At 59.7% G+C, this 15,114-nt stretch carries 19 protein-coding genes and 1 riboswitch; of the genes, 7 read left to right on the forward strand and 12 right to left on the reverse strand.

The features are described from left to right. Nucleotides 1-56: 56 nt before the first annotated feature. Complete coding sequence (locus tag HF257_RS24970) at nt 57-1,739, reverse strand: fatty acid--CoA ligase (protein ID WP_185708390.1); 1,683 nt, start codon at nt 1,737-1,739, stop codon at nt 57-59. A gap of 132 nt (nt 1,740-1,871) precedes the next feature. Beyond that, complete coding sequence (locus tag HF257_RS24975; RefSeq protein ID WP_185708389.1) at nt 1,872-2,504, reverse strand: LysE family translocator; 633 nt, start codon at nt 2,502-2,504, stop codon at nt 1,872-1,874. Nucleotides 2,505-2,589: 85 nt separating this feature from the next. On the opposite strand from HF257_RS24975, the gene HF257_RS24980 reads away from it, so the two are divergent. The 3 genes from HF257_RS24980 to HF257_RS24990 all read left to right on the forward strand — a co-directional run bounded on the left by HF257_RS24980 (nt 2,590) and on the right by HF257_RS24990 (nt 5,428). Next, entirely contained in the window at nt 2,590-3,555 is a 966-nt protein-coding gene (locus HF257_RS24980) for a 2-hydroxyacid dehydrogenase (protein ID WP_185708388.1), read from the forward strand. 30 nt (nt 3,556-3,585) lie between these two features. Then, entirely contained in the window at nt 3,586-4,584 is a 999-nt protein-coding gene (locus tag HF257_RS24985; protein WP_185708387.1) for a class I SAM-dependent methyltransferase, read from the forward strand. A gap of 50 nt (nt 4,585-4,634) precedes the next feature. Further along, a riboswitch (yybP-ykoY riboswitch) is annotated at nt 4,635-4,756 on the forward strand. Nucleotides 4,757-4,843: 87 nt separating this feature from the next. Then, nucleotides 4,844-5,428: a TMEM165/GDT1 family protein gene (locus HF257_RS24990; RefSeq protein WP_185708386.1), complete on the forward strand. Its 585-nt coding sequence runs from the start codon at nt 4,844-4,846 to the stop codon at nt 5,426-5,428. 134 nt (nt 5,429-5,562) lie between these two features. Here the strand turns inward: HF257_RS24990 and HF257_RS24995 are convergent, their stop codons facing one another. From HF257_RS24995 to HF257_RS25010, 4 genes are all read right to left on the reverse strand, one after another. Continuing rightward, complete coding sequence (locus tag HF257_RS24995; protein WP_185708385.1) at nt 5,563-6,381, reverse strand: M48 family metallopeptidase; 819 nt, start codon at nt 6,379-6,381, stop codon at nt 5,563-5,565. Nucleotides 6,382-6,488: 107 nt separating this feature from the next. Then, nucleotides 6,489-7,109 (reverse strand): SOS response-associated peptidase, encoded by a 621-nt coding sequence (locus HF257_RS25000; RefSeq protein WP_185708384.1) that lies wholly within the window; start codon nt 7,107-7,109, stop codon nt 6,489-6,491. Between the two features lie 36 nt (nt 7,110-7,145). Beyond that, nucleotides 7,146-7,406, reverse strand: coding sequence for a putative signal transducing protein (locus HF257_RS25005; protein ID WP_105520858.1), 261 nt, complete (start codon nt 7,404-7,406; stop codon nt 7,146-7,148). A gap of 11 nt (nt 7,407-7,417) precedes the next feature. Then, complete coding sequence (locus tag HF257_RS25010) at nt 7,418-7,600, reverse strand: CPXCG motif-containing cysteine-rich protein (RefSeq protein ID WP_185708383.1); 183 nt, start codon at nt 7,598-7,600, stop codon at nt 7,418-7,420. Between the two features lie 132 nt (nt 7,601-7,732). Here HF257_RS25010 and HF257_RS25015 point away from each other — a divergent pair, with 132 nt between their 5' ends. Beyond that, nucleotides 7,733-8,896 carry a 1-acyl-sn-glycerol-3-phosphate acyltransferase gene (locus HF257_RS25015; RefSeq protein WP_185708382.1) on the forward strand — a complete coding sequence of 388 codons (1,164 nt, stop codon included), beginning with the start codon at nt 7,733-7,735 and terminating at the stop codon, nt 8,894-8,896. 60 nt (nt 8,897-8,956) lie between these two features. Here HF257_RS25015 and HF257_RS25020 read toward each other — a convergent pair whose 3' ends face one another. Then, nucleotides 8,957-9,214, reverse strand: a complete 258-nt coding sequence (locus HF257_RS25020; RefSeq protein ID WP_185708381.1) for a hypothetical protein — start codon at nt 9,212-9,214, stop codon at nt 8,957-8,959. Between the two features lie 183 nt (nt 9,215-9,397). On the opposite strand from HF257_RS25020, the gene HF257_RS25025 reads away from it, so the two are divergent. Further along, the gene (locus HF257_RS25025; protein ID WP_185708380.1) at nt 9,398-9,607 is read left to right on the forward strand and encodes a hypothetical protein; all 210 of its coding nucleotides are present in this window, start codon (nt 9,398-9,400) and stop codon (nt 9,605-9,607) included. Nucleotides 9,608-9,664: 57 nt separating this feature from the next. On the opposite strand, the gene HF257_RS25030 is transcribed toward HF257_RS25025, so the two are convergent. Next, a complete protein-coding gene (locus tag HF257_RS25030) occupies nt 9,665-10,249 on the reverse strand; it encodes a YajG family lipoprotein (RefSeq protein WP_185708379.1) in 585 nt (194 codons plus the stop codon). 182 nt (nt 10,250-10,431) lie between these two features. On the opposite strand from HF257_RS25030, the gene HF257_RS25035 reads away from it, so the two are divergent. Both HF257_RS25035 and mqo read left to right on the forward strand, forming a co-directional pair. Further along, nucleotides 10,432-10,665: a hypothetical protein gene (locus HF257_RS25035; RefSeq protein ID WP_185708378.1), complete on the forward strand. Its 234-nt coding sequence runs from the start codon at nt 10,432-10,434 to the stop codon at nt 10,663-10,665. 725 nt (nt 10,666-11,390) lie between these two features. Further along, nucleotides 11,391-12,899 (forward strand): malate dehydrogenase (quinone), encoded by a 1,509-nt coding sequence (gene mqo / locus HF257_RS25040; RefSeq protein WP_185708377.1) that lies wholly within the window; start codon nt 11,391-11,393, stop codon nt 12,897-12,899. A 69-nt stretch (nt 12,900-12,968) separates the two neighbouring features. On the opposite strand, the gene HF257_RS25045 is transcribed toward mqo, so the two are convergent. The 4 genes from HF257_RS25045 to HF257_RS25060 form a co-directional block, all read right to left on the reverse strand. Beyond that, nucleotides 12,969-13,256, reverse strand: coding sequence for a PA4642 family protein (locus HF257_RS25045; RefSeq protein WP_016976601.1), 288 nt, complete (start codon nt 13,254-13,256; stop codon nt 12,969-12,971). A gap of 191 nt (nt 13,257-13,447) precedes the next feature. Beyond that, entirely contained in the window at nt 13,448-13,933 is a 486-nt protein-coding gene (locus HF257_RS25050) for a hypothetical protein (protein ID WP_185708376.1), read from the reverse strand. 35 nt (nt 13,934-13,968) lie between these two features. Then, nucleotides 13,969-14,436: a WbuC family cupin fold metalloprotein gene (locus HF257_RS25055; RefSeq protein ID WP_185708375.1), complete on the reverse strand. Its 468-nt coding sequence runs from the start codon at nt 14,434-14,436 to the stop codon at nt 13,969-13,971. A gap of 3 nt (nt 14,437-14,439) precedes the next feature. Beyond that, nucleotides 14,440-14,997 carry a hypoxanthine-guanine phosphoribosyltransferase gene (locus tag HF257_RS25060; protein WP_105696150.1) on the reverse strand — a complete coding sequence of 186 codons (558 nt, stop codon included), beginning with the start codon at nt 14,995-14,997 and terminating at the stop codon, nt 14,440-14,442. Between the last annotated feature and the right edge of the window lie 117 nt (nt 14,998-15,114).

Here is a 15,114-nt window from a genome sequence, read left to right on the forward strand (position 1 = left end):
CAAGTGAAGGCGCAAGATAGAGCATTGCCGCGCCCGAACGGGCGCGGCGAAGTGCTTTAGAGAGTGGAGAGGAACGTGCTGTTATTGGCCTGCCATTCGATGATGTCGATACGGATACGTTTTTTGTCGAGTTTGCCGACACTGGTCTTGGGAATTTCCGTAACAACGGCGATCTGGCTCGGAATCGCCCACTTGCTCAAGTGACCCAGTTCCACGAAGGGTTTAAGGTGTTCCTTGAGCTCGCGAGCCCCTATCACATGGCCATCACGCACCACCAACAGCGCGAACGGGCGCTCGCCCCACTGCGGATCGGCAATGCCCACCACCGCTACTTCGCGTACCGCCGGGTGACGGCTGACCAGGTCTTCGAGGGCCAGGGACGAGATCCACTCGCCCCCGGTCTTGATCACGTCCTTGATGCGGTCGCGGATGTCGATCACGCCAAACGCATCCAGCGTGGCCACATCGCCGGTGTGCATCCAGCCGCCGGCCCACAGTTCGGCGCCCTTCTCGGGCTCTCTGTAATAGCCTTCGGTGAGCCAAGGCGCGCGTAACACCAACTCGCCCTGGGACTCGCCATCGGCAGGCAGGAAGTTGCCATCGCCATCGACAATCGCAGCCTCCACCAACGGCCCTGGCACGCCGGCCTTGATGCGATAAGTGGTGCGTTCATCCTCGGTGCCAGCCATCAACTCTTCGTTGAGGTGCGCACAGGACACCAGCGGCCCGGTCTCGGACATGCCGTACGCCGCCGTCAACTGGATACCCCGGGCCTTGGACGCTTCGTACAGCGTGCGGTTGAGCGCACTGCCGCCGATGACGATTTTCCAACCGCCAAAATCCACGCCCTGAGCGGCCTTGGCATTGAGCACCATCTGCAGGATGGTCGGCACGCAGTGCGAGAAAGTGACCTTTTCCTTGCGCCACAACTCCACCAGGTATTCCGGGTCGTAGCGACCGGGGTAGACCTGTTTCAGACCCAACATGGTCGCCACATACGGCAAGCCCCAGGCGTGCACGTGGAACATCGGCGTAATCGGCATGTACACATCGTTGGTGCCCAACAAACGCACGCTGTCGACACTGCCCATGATGGTGGCCACACCAATGGTGTGCAGCACCAGTTGGCGATGGGTGAAGTACACGCCCTTGGGGTTGCCGGTGGTACCGGTGGTGTAGAACGTGGTGGCAACCGAGTGTTCGTCGAAGTCCTGGAAGTCGTACTTCGGGCTGGCAGCCGACAGCAGGGTTTCGTACTCACCGACGAGGCCTGGCAACTCGGCGGTTTTTGATTCGCCGTCGGTGAGCAGCAGGGTTTTTTCGACGGTGGTCAGGTGGCCGGCAATCGCCTGGTAGAGACCTACGAACTCGCTATTGACCAGCACGAAGCGGTCTTCGGCGTGGTTCATGGTGTAGAGAATCTGTTCCGGCGACAGGCGCACGTTGATCGTGTGGATCACCGCGCCAATCATCGGGATTGCGAACATGCACTCCAGGTAACGGTGGCTGTCCCAGTCCATCACCGCCACGGTGTCGCCAGCCTTCACCCCGGCGGCGGTCAGCACATTGGCCAGGCGCGCGACTCGTTCGATCAAGGTGGGGTAGGTGTAGCGCAGCTTGTCGCGGTAGACGATTTCGCGGGTTTTCTCGTAGCGGGTCCCGGACATCAACAGGCGCTTGATCAACAACGGGTATTGGTACGCGCCTTCGGCGGGCGGGATAACACGGGTCTGCAACATACGAATCCCTTTTTATGACTGCACGGTCTTGGCTGAAAGACTTGCACTGTAGAGCGCTTATGTTTCAGCCAAATCAGCCAAAGGAATGATTTGCAGGGGCCAATGAATGCTAGCTTTGCGCCAGCATTTGGCTTATTTCATGCTGGTGAAAGCCAGCTTCACCCCAATCGCAATCAGCACCGCTCCCATCGTCCGATCAAACCAGTGCCCCATGCGGGCAAACCCGGCCCGCACGCGTTGCTGGCTGAACAGCATCGCTACCAGGCAGAACCACAACGCTGTCGCCACTGCCAGGTACACGCCGTAACCCGCCTGGATCGCCAGCGGCGTGTGAGGGTTGATCACCACGGTGAACAGCGAGAGGAAAAACAATGTGGCCTTGGGGTTCAATCCATTGGTCACGAAACCTGCGGTAAACGCCCCACGCGGGGTGCGCTCGCCGGCTTCGCGGTGCAACTCACCTTCTGCGGGAGGCTTGGCCGGTTGCGCACGCAGGGCCTTGAAGCCGATGTACAGCAGGTACGCCGCCGCCGCCCATTTCAGCGCATTGAACAGCACGATGGACTGGGACACGATCAAACCGATGCCCAGCAACGAATACCCCACGTGCAGGAAAATCGCCGAGCCCACGCCCAACGCGGTCCAGGTTCCGGCGCGACGGCCGTGGGTAACACTTTCGCGCACCACTACGGCGAAATCGGGGCCGGGGCTGGCCACTGCCAACAAGTGGATCAAGGCTACGGTCAAAAACTCGGCGAGGTACATACTCACTCCAATTGAGTAACTGATTATTTCATCTGATAGGCTCGGCAGATTACGCCTTCAAACCCTGTCGCAAAAGGTACAGTTGATGACGAACAATCGCCGCGCGGTCTTCCTCGATCACCCCTCCCTAGACCTGGGGGACCTTGACCTCAGCGAGTTGCGCAACGCCTTCAGCGACCTGCAGCTGTTTGAGCAGACCACGCCACAGAATGTGATCGAACGCCTGCAAGGCGCTCAGGTTGCTATCAGCAACAAGATCCCACTCAACACCGAAACCCTAGCGGCCTGCCCGGAGCTAGAGCTGATCCTGGTCTCGGCCACCGGCACCAACAACGTCGACCTGGAAGCCGCCCGCGCCCACGGCATTACCGTGAGCAACTGCCAGGGTTACGGCACGCCGTCAGTGGCGCAACACACGATCATGCTGTTGCTCAACCTGGCGACGCGCGTGAAGGACTATCAACGGGATGTCAGCGCCGGCAAATGGCAAGAAGCCAAGCAGTTCTGCCTACTGGACTACCCCATCGTCGAACTGGAAGGCAAGACCCTCGGGCTGCTCGGCCACGGTGAACTGGGTGGCGCAGTGGCGCGGCTGGCCGAGGCCTTTGGCATGCGCGTTGTACTCGGCGCGATTCCCGGGCGCCCTGCCCGCGCCGACCGTATGCCGCTGGATGAATTGCTGGCACAGGTCGATGCCCTGACCTTGCACTGCCCGCTCAACGAACACACCCGCGACTTTATCGGCGCCCGTGAATTGGCACTGCTCAAGCCGGGCGCGTTTGTGGTCAACACGGCGCGCGGTGGCTTGATCAACGAACAGGCCCTGGCCGATGCCTTGCGCAGCGGTCACTTGGGCGGCGCAGCCACCGACGTGCTGAGCGTGGAACCGCCGGTGCAGGGCAACCCACTGCTGGCCGGCGATATCCCTCGGCTGATCGTCACGCCCCACAACGCCTGGGGCAGTCGCGAGGCACGCCAGCGCATCGTCGGCCAACTGGCGGAAAACGCCCGAGGCTTTTTCAGTGGTGCCCCGTTGCGCGTCGTCAGTTGATAAACTGCGCTCCTTTTCAAGGAGCAGACCATGGATCCGCGCAGTGAAGTACTGCTTCGTCAGGCCGAACTTTTTCAAGGCAACTTGCTGCTGGTTGGCTTGCCTGCCGACGACCTGCTGGGGCGTTTACCCAACGCCCACGGTTGGTGCTGGCACGCTGGCGACCAGGCGGCGCTCGACGCACGCTTCCCAGAGCGCAGCCAGTTCGGCGTGAACGTGCCGGAGCGCGCCTTTGATGCGGCCGTCATCTTCCTGCCCAAATCCAAGGACCTCGCCGACTACCTGCTCAACGCCGTGGCCGCGCGCTTGCCCGGCGCCGAGCTGTTTCTGGTGGGCGAGAAAAAAGGCGGCATCGAAAGCGCCGCCAAGCAGATGATCCCTTTCGGCAAGCCGCGCAAGCTCGACAGCGCGCGGCATTGCCAGCTGTGGCAAGTCACCGTGGGCAATGCCCCGCAAGCGGTCGACCTGCAAAGCCTGGCGCAGGTCTTCGACGTGCCGCTGGCCGAAGGGCCGTTGAAGGTAGTGAGCTTGCCCGGCGTATTCAGCCATGGTCGCTTGGACCGCGGCACCGAACTGCTGCTGGAACATCTGGATAAACTGCCCAGCGGTCATTTGCTGGACTTCGGCTGCGGCGCCGGCGTGCTTGGAGCTGCGGTAAAACGTCGCTACCCGCACAACACGGTCACGTTGCTGGATGTGGACGCGTTCGCCGCCGCCAGCAGCCGCCTGACCCTGACGGCCAATGGTCTGGAAGCCGAAGTGCTGACTGGTGATGGCATTGATGCAGCACCGATGGGTTTGAACGCGATTTTGAGCAATCCGCCGTTCCATGTGGGCGTGCACACCGATTATTTCGCCACTGAGAACCTGCTGCGAAAAGCTGCGAAACACCTGGCAAAAGGTGGCGAACTCCGTTTGGTCGCAAACAGCTTCCTGAAGTACCAACCGCTGATCGAAGAGCATTTGGGCGTGTGTGCAATCAAGGCCGAAGGCAATGGTTTCCGCATTTACCGTGCCAAGCGCGGCTGACGAGCGTTTGAAAAAGAAGGCTTGCCGAATGGATTTTGCCTAGGCAGAATCCGCTCCGTCCTAGGGGAGTAGTCTCCCACGAGCGCCATGCTCGTCCGGCATACGTCAACATACTTGGTCAACAGGCCATGGCGTATGCGACCCAGGAGTCCGCACAGACGGACCGGGGTTTGACAAGACCTATGACACGCACACCTTACCCGGGGCGGGAAGGCTGTACGTGTCATAGCCGTGTCGACCCGCCCCTGGAAACTACCTGATGCTGGATTCACTACTCGTACCTACCGCAATCGTTGCCTTGGCCGAAATCGGCGACAAGACGCAACTGCTCGCGCTCATCCTTGCTGCACGCTTTCGCAAACCTTGGCCGATCATCGCCGGCATCGTTGCCGCGACCCTGGCCAACCATGCGGCCGCCGGTGCCGTGGGGGCGTGGTTTGGGAGCTTCTTCTCGAATGCGGTGTTGCACTGGATCCTGGCGGCAAGCTTCTGTGCCACGGCCCTGTGGACCCTGGTGCCGGACAAACTCGACGATGACGAAGCCAGTACGACGCGCAAATTCGGGCCGTTCCTGACCACGTTGATCGCGTTCTTCCTCGCAGAAATCGGTGACAAGACCCAGATCGCCACGGTGATGCTGGCGGCGCAGTACCCGGAACTGTGGCTGGTGATTATCGGCACCACCCTGGGCATGCTGATTGCCAACGTGCCGGTGGTCTTGGCGGGGAATTTTGCCGCAGAGAAACTGCCGTTGACCTTGATTCGTCGATTGGCGGCTACGGCATTCTTCGTGCTGGCTATCGTGGCCGTATACAAAGCAATGCAGAGCAGCGGTTGGATCTAAATCTGTAAACCCAACCCAATGTGGGAGCGGGCTTGCTCGCGAATACGGAGTGTCAGTCACTGATTATTTGACTGACCCACCGCCTTCGCAAGCAAGCCCGCTCCCACATTTAGACCCTCACCAGACTTATAGGCTCAGGACTTCTTGGCCTGCTGGTAAAGCGGCATCACCTTCGGAATCGCCGCCTGCAACGAGGCAATACGGCTATCAGACGCTGGGTGAGTACTCATGAACTCCGGCGGTGCGCCTTCCGAGGCCTTGGCCATCTTGTTCCACAATGTAATGGCCGCGTTCGGGTTGTAGCCGGCGCGAGCGGAGAGCTCCAGGCCGATCAGGTCGGCTTCGTTTTCATTGCTGCGGCTGTTGGGCAAGGTCATGCCGTAGTTGGCCACGGTGTCCGCCAGCGCCAGGCTGTCCTGACCCAGACCGAACAACGCACCGGCGCCCTGCTTGGCCATCTCAATACCGTAGGCCTTGGACATGGCTTCACGGCCATGCTCACGCAAGGCGTGGGCAATTTCATGGCCCATTACGGCAGCCAATTCGTCATCGGTGAGCTTGAGGTTGTCGATCAACGCGCTGTACACAAAGATCTTGCCGCCAGGCCCGCAGTTGGCGTTCATCTCGTCGCTCTTGATCAGGTTCACTTCCCACTTCCACTGCGCTGCATCCGCACGAAAGGTCGGCGCCTGGGCGATCAAGCGGTTGGCGATGGCCTGCACACGCTTGGCGTTGGCGCTGGTTTTGTCTACCAGGCCTTTGCCACTGGCTTCGCCCAGGGTCTGCTGATAGGACTGCGCATACATCTGGTCGACTTCCTGGCTCGACAACATGCTGAACATGTACTGCTTGCGCTCCACCCCGACAGCACCGCCGCTGGTGGTATTGACCGATTGGCAACCGGCCAGCAACAGCGCCGCAGCCAGTACATTTACCGCCAATGATTTCTTCATACCTACGCTCCCTGAAAACATGGCGCGTATCGTAGGCGGTCATGTGTATCGGCGCCAGATACAACAGACGTGTAACCGCTTACTTTCAGATACATCCCACGCGCCGCTCAACCCGGCGTCAAACACTCTGGCCCGTTGAGCTTGGGGTCATTGACCATGTTGGCCAGCACGCGCTCTCGCAAAGCGGCCGGCTCACTGGCCAGCAACGCTTGAAGGACGTGCAACGGCGTCTCGGGATTGAGCCAGGCCTCTTGCCCCGCCGCATCCAGAATCAACGGTCGCCGCTGGCTCTGCGCGGGCTGAGTCACCACCGCCGTGCTCAGCCACACCTGTTCCTGCACCGGGTACGCCTCCCAGATCGCCGCAAAAAACAAAGTAGAGCCCTCCCCCGGCGTCAACCAATACGGACGCTTGCGCTGGGTGCCGCGCCATTCGTAGAACCCATTGGCCGGCAGCAAGCAGCGGCGCTGGCGGAAGGCTTCACGAAACATCGGTTGTTCCGCCAGGGTTTCGGCGCGGGCATGGGCTGGTGTGCGGGACAGGTCGGTCAGCCAGGGCGGCGTAAGACCCCAGCGGGCACGGGCCAGGTTGCGCTGGCCGTCGGTGGCGCGCTGGATCAGCACCGAATCATTCGGGGAAATATTCCACTGGGCCTGCTGATCGGCCGGGAAGCCCGGCAAGGCAGCAAAGGAGGGATTCCAGCGAAACAGGGCATAACGTCCACACATGGGGCAACACGACTCTTGGGTAAACCGACCGACAGCCTAACAGACCAGCACGTCGGGGAAGCTGTCGGGTTCATCACCGGGCACAGGCTGCGCGCCAATATAAGCGGTGATCAGCTCGCGGGCGTCAGCAGCCCGGTCGTTGTCCACCTCAAGGCCCAACAGGCCGAAAATCGGCAGCTCGCCCGTACCACCGAGCAAATGACGCCCCACCAGGTGCGCCTCGATCCCCTCGCTGGCGAGCATCTGCTGCAGCAGTTCGCCTTCCATCAGGTTTTCCGGTTCGTAGATTCGCTGCATGGGCGTACCTGTCAGTCGTTTTCACTGCTCACGAACAACATCCATTCATCGTCGTGCACTTGCAGGTGGAAATTAATCGGCCGGCAACACACCGGGCAGTCTTCAACGTAGGACTGATCGCCGCCGGAAAGATCCAACACCGCTTCTACCTCTTCACCACAATAAGGACAATCGTACGACTCGGTTTCCAGCATCGCAGCCTCCAAGGTGACTTGTGCGTATAATCGCCGGTCTATTTACAGGGCTGTTCTCGGCCGAGCCCATTACTCGGGCCGCACCCTGGTGTTTCCTTTACTTACCCTAGCCGTTTCTAACAAGAGAGCATGATGGGCCAATTCGATACCATCCGACCTTACAACGACAGCGAAGTCCCGGCAGTGCTGGACCGGCTGTTCAGTGACAAGGCCTTTCTGGACATCCTGACCCACTTCCGCTTCCCGCGCTTCGCCGGCACCCTGGGCTGGCTGCTCAAGCCCATGATTGCCCGCAAGCTACGCCGTGAATTCGCCGGCGTCACCACCGTGGCCACGCTGCAGGACAAAGTCGAATACTACGTCGACCACACCATCGACCGTGCGACCGATGGCGTGACCTACACCGGCGTCGAGCAACTCAAGTCCGGCACCGCCTACCTGTTTTTGGCCAACCACCGCGACATCGTGATGGACCCGGCTTTCGTCAACTATGCCGTGTACCACGCTGGCCTGCCGACACCGCGCATTGCCATCGGCGACAACTTGCTGCAAAAACCTTTCGTCAGCGACCTGATGCGCTTGAACAAGAGCTTTATCGTGCACCGCTCGATCACTGGGCGAAAGGAAAAAATGGCGGCTTATCAACTGCTGTCGGCCTATATCAACCATTCGATCCGCAACGACTGCCAGTCGATCTGGATCGCCCAGGCCGAAGGTCGCGCCAAGGATGGGGATGATCGCACCGAGTCGGCGATCCTCAAGATGTTCCACGTCAGCCGCAAGGACGAGCCGTTTGCCGAGGTGATCCAGTCACTGAACCTGACGCCGGTGTCCATCAGCTACGAGTACGACCCGTGCGACGCCGCCAAGGCCCGCGAGCTGTACATCCGCGCCACCACCGGCACCTACAGCAAGGCGCCGGGCGAGGATGACGTGAGCATTGCCCTGGGTATCACCGGCTACAAGGGCCGGGTGCACGTGAATTTTGCGCCGCCGATCACCGAGCGCTTCGAAGACACCAAGTTGCTGGCCGTGGAAATGGACCGTCAGATTCTTGGTGGTTATCGACTATTCCCGGTGCATTACCTGGCGTACGCCCAATGGAGCGACGCCGACCCGCAATTGCAGGTGCCAACGGCAGCCGAGGTGTTCCCGGCCGATGAGTTGGCCAAGGCGAAGGCAGAATGGGAGCGACGCTTGAACGAATGCCCGGCCGAGCACCGGCCGTTTTTGGTGGTGCAGTATGCGACGCCGGTGCGCAACCAGTACCGGGTCAAGGCAGGAATTGCCTTGTAAATACCGAAGCAAACATGTGGGAGCGGGCTTGCCCGCTCCCACATTGGTTTTGTGATGTGTTTAAAGGCGTGTACTGATCCAGGAGGTCAGCAGCGCCACCCCCATGCAGGCAAACCCAATGCGGTAAGCCAGCCGATGCGCCCGTTCGGTGCGCACATCCAGAAACAGCATAGGTTGGTCGATGGGACGGTCTTCGCTTCGCGCGGTCAGGTCGGCTATTGCGCGCTGTTCGCGCAGGCGGGTAATGAACAGCAGCACTGCACCCGGGCAGGCCACCGATAAAGCCACAGCGTTGATCAATTGTGCGGGCAGCGCCATCGCAAACCTCGGTAAAACAGTGACGTGGTATCGATTCAGATACAAACCTGAACGATAGTGGCCTCCGGCGCCTGAAATGCTCCATCCCCCAATGACGGCTAATGTATCCAGTAATTTACGACGTCACCTGAACGTCACCTTAACAAGCCACTCTGTTGCCCTTCGAACATTCGGGAGCTTGTCATGCTGCACGCACACAACCAGGATCGGCTGTATCTGATAGCCCCAAGCGATGAGCAGGAAACGGTGATTGGCAGCCTGGCGTTCAACGTCCAGGACCGCCACTGGTTGGTGTATTGCGCGCTGGGCGGGCACCAGCATGCCGACCTGCCGGAGGCCGATCTGTTGACGGGGGTGAGCATGCTGGACTTCTGTATCGACAGTGCGGCGTGAAACTGGAGACGAAAAAAAACCGGGCTCATCACTGAGCCCGGCTTTTTAAAGGATCGGTTATTGCGAGCTGAGCAACGAACCGATGCTTGGGTCTTTGAACAGGCGGGTCAAGGCATCACTCAACACGTCGCTGACCAGCTTGGTGTTGGTTTCCTGGTTCGGCGCCATGCCGAAGCGCTGGTTGAGCGAAGCACCGTAGCGGCCGCTGTAGCGACGGGTGCCGGCGGTGACGTCGGACTTGAAGGTCGCGCCGATAGACGCTTCGGTCACATACAGGCCTTCTTTCGGCGACTGGTATTTCAGTTCAGCCAGGGTGATGGTCAACTGAGGCGCGCCTGGCGAGTTGGCCGGGGTGAAACCCAGCAAACGCACGGCCGCTTCGGCCTGGGCTTGCAGTTTGGGCAGCACATCCTGCGCGTTCACGGACACCAGCGCGGTTTCCGGGTACAGGCCGCCGCGGGAACCCAGCGTTGGGGACGGACGACCATCCACCACACGCACCGAGACTGGCTGACCATGGCCCACCGGGGCCAATTGCGTAGTGAGTTTCGGCTCCGGGCTGAGTTGTTGCGGGCTGTTGGCGCAGCCAACCAGGGTCAAACTGGTCACAGTGATCAAACCAAACAACAGGCGTTGCAACATACTCTTTTCTCCAGGACTAGATGCAAACAGGCCGCCAGTATAACGGTGCACGCGCACCACCCACCAGCAATCCTGAACGGCAGCTGAAAGCACGTTGAAATTACAATTTCACATAAATTCGTCATTCCAATGTCATGCCACACTGAGAACATTCGAGCATGCAACGAAACAGGTACAAAGCCATGCGCCTTCTCAAATCTTTATTCACGCCCAATGCCCGTCACCGCCATTTTGTACGGCTGGATGCCAACGGTATTTGCCAGGCCTTCAAAGAGTGCCGCTTGCCGCCTGTCGGTGAAGGCTGGGTGGAAGTTACAGAGACACGCCTGAGCTGGATGCACCGCCCACTGCCCGCCAGCGCCGTGGTCATCCCGCAACGAGAGCATGCACATCCACGGCATGCGTTGGCCTCCTGACCGCAGCACTAATAAAAGTCATAAAACACGCCCATTTCCCTGACGTTCTTCGCTACAATCTCCCCCCGATTATAAGGACGTCTCCTGATCGGGCCTCGCAGCATCGTTAATGCCTTGGCATTAGCCCCCAAATCGCCCACAGAGAGCCGCCCACACAGATCGAGTGAAGCTGGCGTGCTTGCTGTTTTCCCTGCAAACCACCCGCCTTTGCCGAATCTGCCAGAGCTGCCATTGCGCTCGGCCACTTGAGTTGTTTGCCCGTTTTGCCGCCTGTCGGCAAGGTATCCGGGCCAGGTGCCAGGCTGGGGCAGCCCTTTTTTGAGGTTCACGTCTTCAAAAGAGCGTGAAAAAAACGGGTTTTCACAACTTCACAAGAGTGTGGCGAGCAAATGAATAGTTTGGCGTTTGTACAAGCACCATCAGCGTCTGGAACAGCCCAACCACACAGGACCGAGTACTCCTCAACAACCGGAGCTTGAGCCTATCCGCTACGGATTGGTTGCACAAATCGCACGCTTTGACCATAAGTCGAATTGCCACAGGCGCCCATGAATGCGTTCATAGGCAGATTAGCCCGGCAGGAAGCGTGTGCTGAAGTTGCAAAGAATTGCGAAACGGACATGGCGATCCTGGCCATGGGTAACCTGGGGCAACACGTGAACCGCCCCGTCACTCCTGGCAGCCATGCCGTCAATTTGGTGCTGCAGATTTTGGAGACGCGTTAAATGGCGCATAACGAAGCAGTCGACGTAGTACTGGTAGGGGCCGGCATCATGAGTGCCACCCTGGCCGTGCTGCTCAAAGAGCTCGACCCCGGCCTCAAGCTGGAAGTCGTTGAGCTGATGGATTCGGGTGCCGCGGAAAGTTCCAACCCGTGGAACAACGCCGGTACCGGCCACGCCGGGCTGTGTGAGCTGAACTACACGCCGCAGGCCGCCGATGGTTCCATCGACATTAAGAAAGCCGTGCACATCAACACCCAGTTCGAGGTGTCGAAGCAGTTCTGGGCGTACCTGACCAAAAAAGGCACCTTTGGCTCGTCCAAGTCCTTTATCAGCCCGGTACCGCACTTGAGCTTCGTGCAGGGCGAAAAAGGCGTGTCTTTCCTCAAGAAACGCTTTGAGTCCCTCAGCCAGCACCACGCGTTTTCGGACATGCATTACACCGAAGACCGTAGCGAGATGGCCGAGTGGATGCCGCTGATGATGCCGGGCCGCCCGCTCGACGAAAAAATCGCTGCCACCCGTGTGTTGAACGGCACCGACGTCAACTTCGGCGCCCTGACTAACCAGCTGCTGGGTCACCTGACCAGCTCGCCAGATGCCCAGGTCAAATACTGCAAGCGCGTCACCGGCCTCAAGCGCAATGGCGCCGGCTGGACCGTGAGCATCAAGGACGTCAACAGCGGCAACAGCCGTGAAGTGGACGCCAAGTTCGTTTTCCTCGGTGCCGGTGGTGCGGCCCTGCCGCTGCTGCAAGCGTCGGGTATCGAAGAAAGCAAAGGCTTCGGCGGCTTCCCGGTCAGCGGTCAATGGCTGCGTTGCGACAACCCGGAAGTGGTCAAGCACCACCAGGCCAAGGTCTACAGCCAGGCTGCCGTGGGTTCGCCGCCGATGTCCGTGCCGCACCTGGACACCCGTGTAGTGGATGGCAAGAAATCCCTGCTGTTCGGGCCATACGCCGGTTTCACCACCAAGTTCCTCAAGCACGGCTCGTTCCTTGACCTGCCGATGTCGATTCGCGCCGGCAACATCGGCCCGATGCTGGCCGTGGCCCGCGACAACATGGACCTGACCAAGTACCTGGTCAGCGAAGTGCGCCAATCCATGGAGCAGCGCCTGGAATCCCTGCGTCGCTTCTACCCTGAGGCCAAAGCCGAAGACTGGCGCCTGGAAGTGGCCGGCCAACGGGTGCAGATCATCAAGAAAGACCCGAAAAAAGGCGGTGTGCTGCAATTCGGCACCGAGCTGGTAGCGGCCAAAGACGGCTCGCTGGCGGCACTGCTGGGCGCATCCCCGGGTGCTTCGGTTACCGTTTCGATCATGCTGGAACTGATCGAGCGCTGCTTCCCGCAGAAAGCTGCCGGAGAGTGGGCCACCAAGCTGCACGAGATCTTCCCGGCGCGGGAAAAGGTCCTGGAAACGGATGCCGAGTTGTATCGCAAGATCAACGCGCAGAACAACATCAGCCTGGAACTGGTTGAGCCTGCCGCCGAGACCGAGAGCTACGCTTGAAGCCTTGATGCCATAAAAAACGCCCCGCTCTCTGCATGAGGACGGGGCGTTTTTTTATGCCTCGGAGAATCAGCCGCGAGCGTTTTCGATCAGTTCGATGTACTCGTCCGCGTTGCGCTGGTCCTTGATCAGGTCGACGAAGGTCTGGCCATGCTCGTCCTTGCCGTCGAGGTCCAGGCCGGCTTCCTTGAAAAAGCCCAGGAAGCGCTCGAAATCGTCGATACGCAGGCCACGGTAGGCCTTGATCAGCTTGTGCAGGGACGGGGAAGTCGCGTCGACCGGCTCGAAGTCCAGGAACAACTTGATCTGATCGTCGCCGATTTCGTCGCCAATCACCTGTTTCTTATCTTTACGCATTACCGACTCCAGCCTGCAGACATTTTTCACGGGAAAGGCAGTTTACCTGCGGGGCACAGGCTTCGGGAACAACGAAGATCCAATGTGGGAGCGGGCTTGCTCGCGAATGCGGAGTGTCAGTCGACACATGCTTGGCTGGCACACCGCTTTCGCGAGCAAGCCCGCACACATTTGGTCCTTCTGTGCCCTGGCTATTTGGTACGAACGACACCGGTGTGCAAATCCGCCCAGATGTGGCCGTTGGCATAACTGAGGAACTGTACGTACACCGTGTCATTGCGCAGCAAATCGACAATCACACGGTACTGGGCCACCGGATACGACAACGTCAGGGTCTTGCTCTTGTCGTCGTAGACCGGTTTTTTCAGGCTTTTACTCTCGGCGTCAAAGTTGAGTACAACCTGTGCGATGGTGGCGCCTTTGTTCAGCGACTTGCCCTTGAGGCGAATCATCAGCGGCGAGGTCACCGGAATCGGTTGCTGGCTGGATTGGCGCTGGTTACCCACGACCACGGCGTACTCGGTGACTTGCAACAGTTGTTGCTGGTCCGGCGTTTCGGCGCGCAGGGTCAGGTCGTCCGCTGGCAGGAATTGGCTGTGCATCGGCGCAGGCGCTGCGGCGAGGGGCAAGCTGAGGGTCAGCGCCAAGGCAGCGCAGGTGCGTATCAACAGGCTCATGGGCCGCTCCGAAGAAGGTGGCCGAGCACTGTAGCTTAATCGAACTGGGCGAGCATCCAGCGTTGATACTCGGCGACACCGGCATCGCCTTCGCGGGGCGCCCAGTCGGCCATTTCGCCCTCGCCCACCGGACGATAAGGCCCGGCCTTGCACTCGAACATCACGGTATCGGGTTCCAGCACCACCAGCCCATGGAACACACCCGGCGGCAGATCAACACCCGAACATTCACCGCCGGCCTGCATCACACGCTTGGCGACCACCTCGCCAGTTTCGCTGAACACCAACAAGCCCAAGCGGCCCTGCAGCACCAGCAACGTTTCCGCCTTGTCCGCACTCAAGTGGCGATGGGGCGGTACGTAGGTCGTAGGTTGCAGGCCCACGGCCAAGCGATGGCAAGGCTCATCCATCTGGTGAAAATTATGGTGATGACGGCCACGGGGGCTCTCGCCCGCTTTCTCGGCCAACTCGGCAAACAGCGTCTGATCAAGAAAGCGGGTCATGCATTACATCCCTTTAACGGCGTAGATACCGTTGGCGTTGCGCCAGTAGCCTTTGTAATCCATACCGTAACCGAAGATGTAGCGGTCGATGCACGGCAGGCCAACGTAATCGGCTTTAAGGTCTGGACGAGCCTTGCGGTCGTGGTCTTTGTCGATCAGCACAGCGGTGTGCACTTTACGTGCGCCGGCGTGTTTACAGAAGTCGATGATAGCGCCCAGGGTGTGACCTTCATCGAGGATGTCGTCGATGATCAGCACGTCACGGTCAATGAACGACACTTCCGGCTTGGCTTTCCAGAACAGGTCGCCGCCGCTGGTTTCGTTGCGATAACGGGTGGCGTGCAGGTAGGACGCTTCCAGCGGAAATTGCAGATGAGTCAGCAATTTGCCGGCGAAGATCAGGCCACCGTTCATCACACAGAAAACCACCGGGTTGGTGTCGGCCATTTCGCGGGTGATGTGGGCGCCGACCTTGGCGATCGCTGCTTCGACTTGCGCTTCGGTGTACAGGCAGTCAGCCTCGCGCATGATTTGACGGATATGCTCGAGATCAGCGGACATGGCGCTCTCCAAGGGGGTGCTGTGGCAAGAAAAGCGGGCGAAGGTACGCTTCTCGTGCGCTCCGATCAAGCCTTAATGGACTAACGTACTAGATGTCTATAGGACAACACCCTCGGA

This window comes from Pseudomonas cremoris (assembly GCF_014230465.1).

Coding starts and splice junctions, on each gene's coding strand:
- HF257_RS24970 (WP_185708390.1), bottom strand. CDS start 1,739: ATGTTGCAGACCCGTGTTATCCCGCCCGCCGAAGGCGCGTACCAATAC.
- HF257_RS25050 (WP_185708376.1), bottom strand. CDS start 13,933: ATGAGCCTGTTGATACGCACCTGCGCTGCCTTGGCGCTGACCCTCAGC.
- HF257_RS25035 (WP_185708378.1), top strand. CDS start 10,432: ATGCGCCTTCTCAAATCTTTATTCACGCCCAATGCCCGTCACCGCCAT.
- HF257_RS25055 (WP_185708375.1), bottom strand. CDS start 14,436: ATGACCCGCTTTCTTGATCAGACGCTGTTTGCCGAGTTGGCCGAGAAA.
- HF257_RS24985 (WP_185708387.1), top strand. CDS start 3,586: ATGGATCCGCGCAGTGAAGTACTGCTTCGTCAGGCCGAACTTTTTCAA.
- HF257_RS25030 (WP_185708379.1), bottom strand. CDS start 10,249: ATGTTGCAACGCCTGTTGTTTGGTTTGATCACTGTGACCAGTTTGACC.
- mqo (WP_185708377.1), top strand. CDS start 11,391: ATGGCGCATAACGAAGCAGTCGACGTAGTACTGGTAGGGGCCGGCATC.
- HF257_RS24975 (WP_185708389.1), bottom strand. CDS start 2,504: ATGTACCTCGCCGAGTTTTTGACCGTAGCCTTGATCCACTTGTTGGCA.
- HF257_RS24995 (WP_185708385.1), bottom strand. CDS start 6,381: ATGAAGAAATCATTGGCGGTAAATGTACTGGCTGCGGCGCTGTTGCTG.
- HF257_RS25020 (WP_185708381.1), bottom strand. CDS start 9,214: ATGGCGCTGCCCGCACAATTGATCAACGCTGTGGCTTTATCGGTGGCC.
- HF257_RS25000 (WP_185708384.1), bottom strand. CDS start 7,109: ATGTGTGGACGTTATGCCCTGTTTCGCTGGAATCCCTCCTTTGCTGCC.
- HF257_RS25060 (WP_105696150.1), bottom strand. CDS start 14,997: ATGTCCGCTGATCTCGAGCATATCCGTCAAATCATGCGCGAGGCTGAC.
- HF257_RS24990 (WP_185708386.1), top strand. CDS start 4,844: ATGCTGGATTCACTACTCGTACCTACCGCAATCGTTGCCTTGGCCGAA.
- HF257_RS25015 (WP_185708382.1), top strand. CDS start 7,733: ATGGGCCAATTCGATACCATCCGACCTTACAACGACAGCGAAGTCCCG.
- HF257_RS25005 (WP_105520858.1), bottom strand. CDS start 7,406: ATGCAGCGAATCTACGAACCGGAAAACCTGATGGAAGGCGAACTGCTG.
- HF257_RS25045 (WP_016976601.1), bottom strand. CDS start 13,256: ATGCGTAAAGATAAGAAACAGGTGATTGGCGACGAAATCGGCGACGAT.
- HF257_RS25025 (WP_185708380.1), top strand. CDS start 9,398: ATGCTGCACGCACACAACCAGGATCGGCTGTATCTGATAGCCCCAAGC.
- HF257_RS25010 (WP_185708383.1), bottom strand. CDS start 7,600: ATGCTGGAAACCGAGTCGTACGATTGTCCTTATTGTGGTGAAGAGGTA.
- HF257_RS24980 (WP_185708388.1), top strand. CDS start 2,590: ATGACGAACAATCGCCGCGCGGTCTTCCTCGATCACCCCTCCCTAGAC.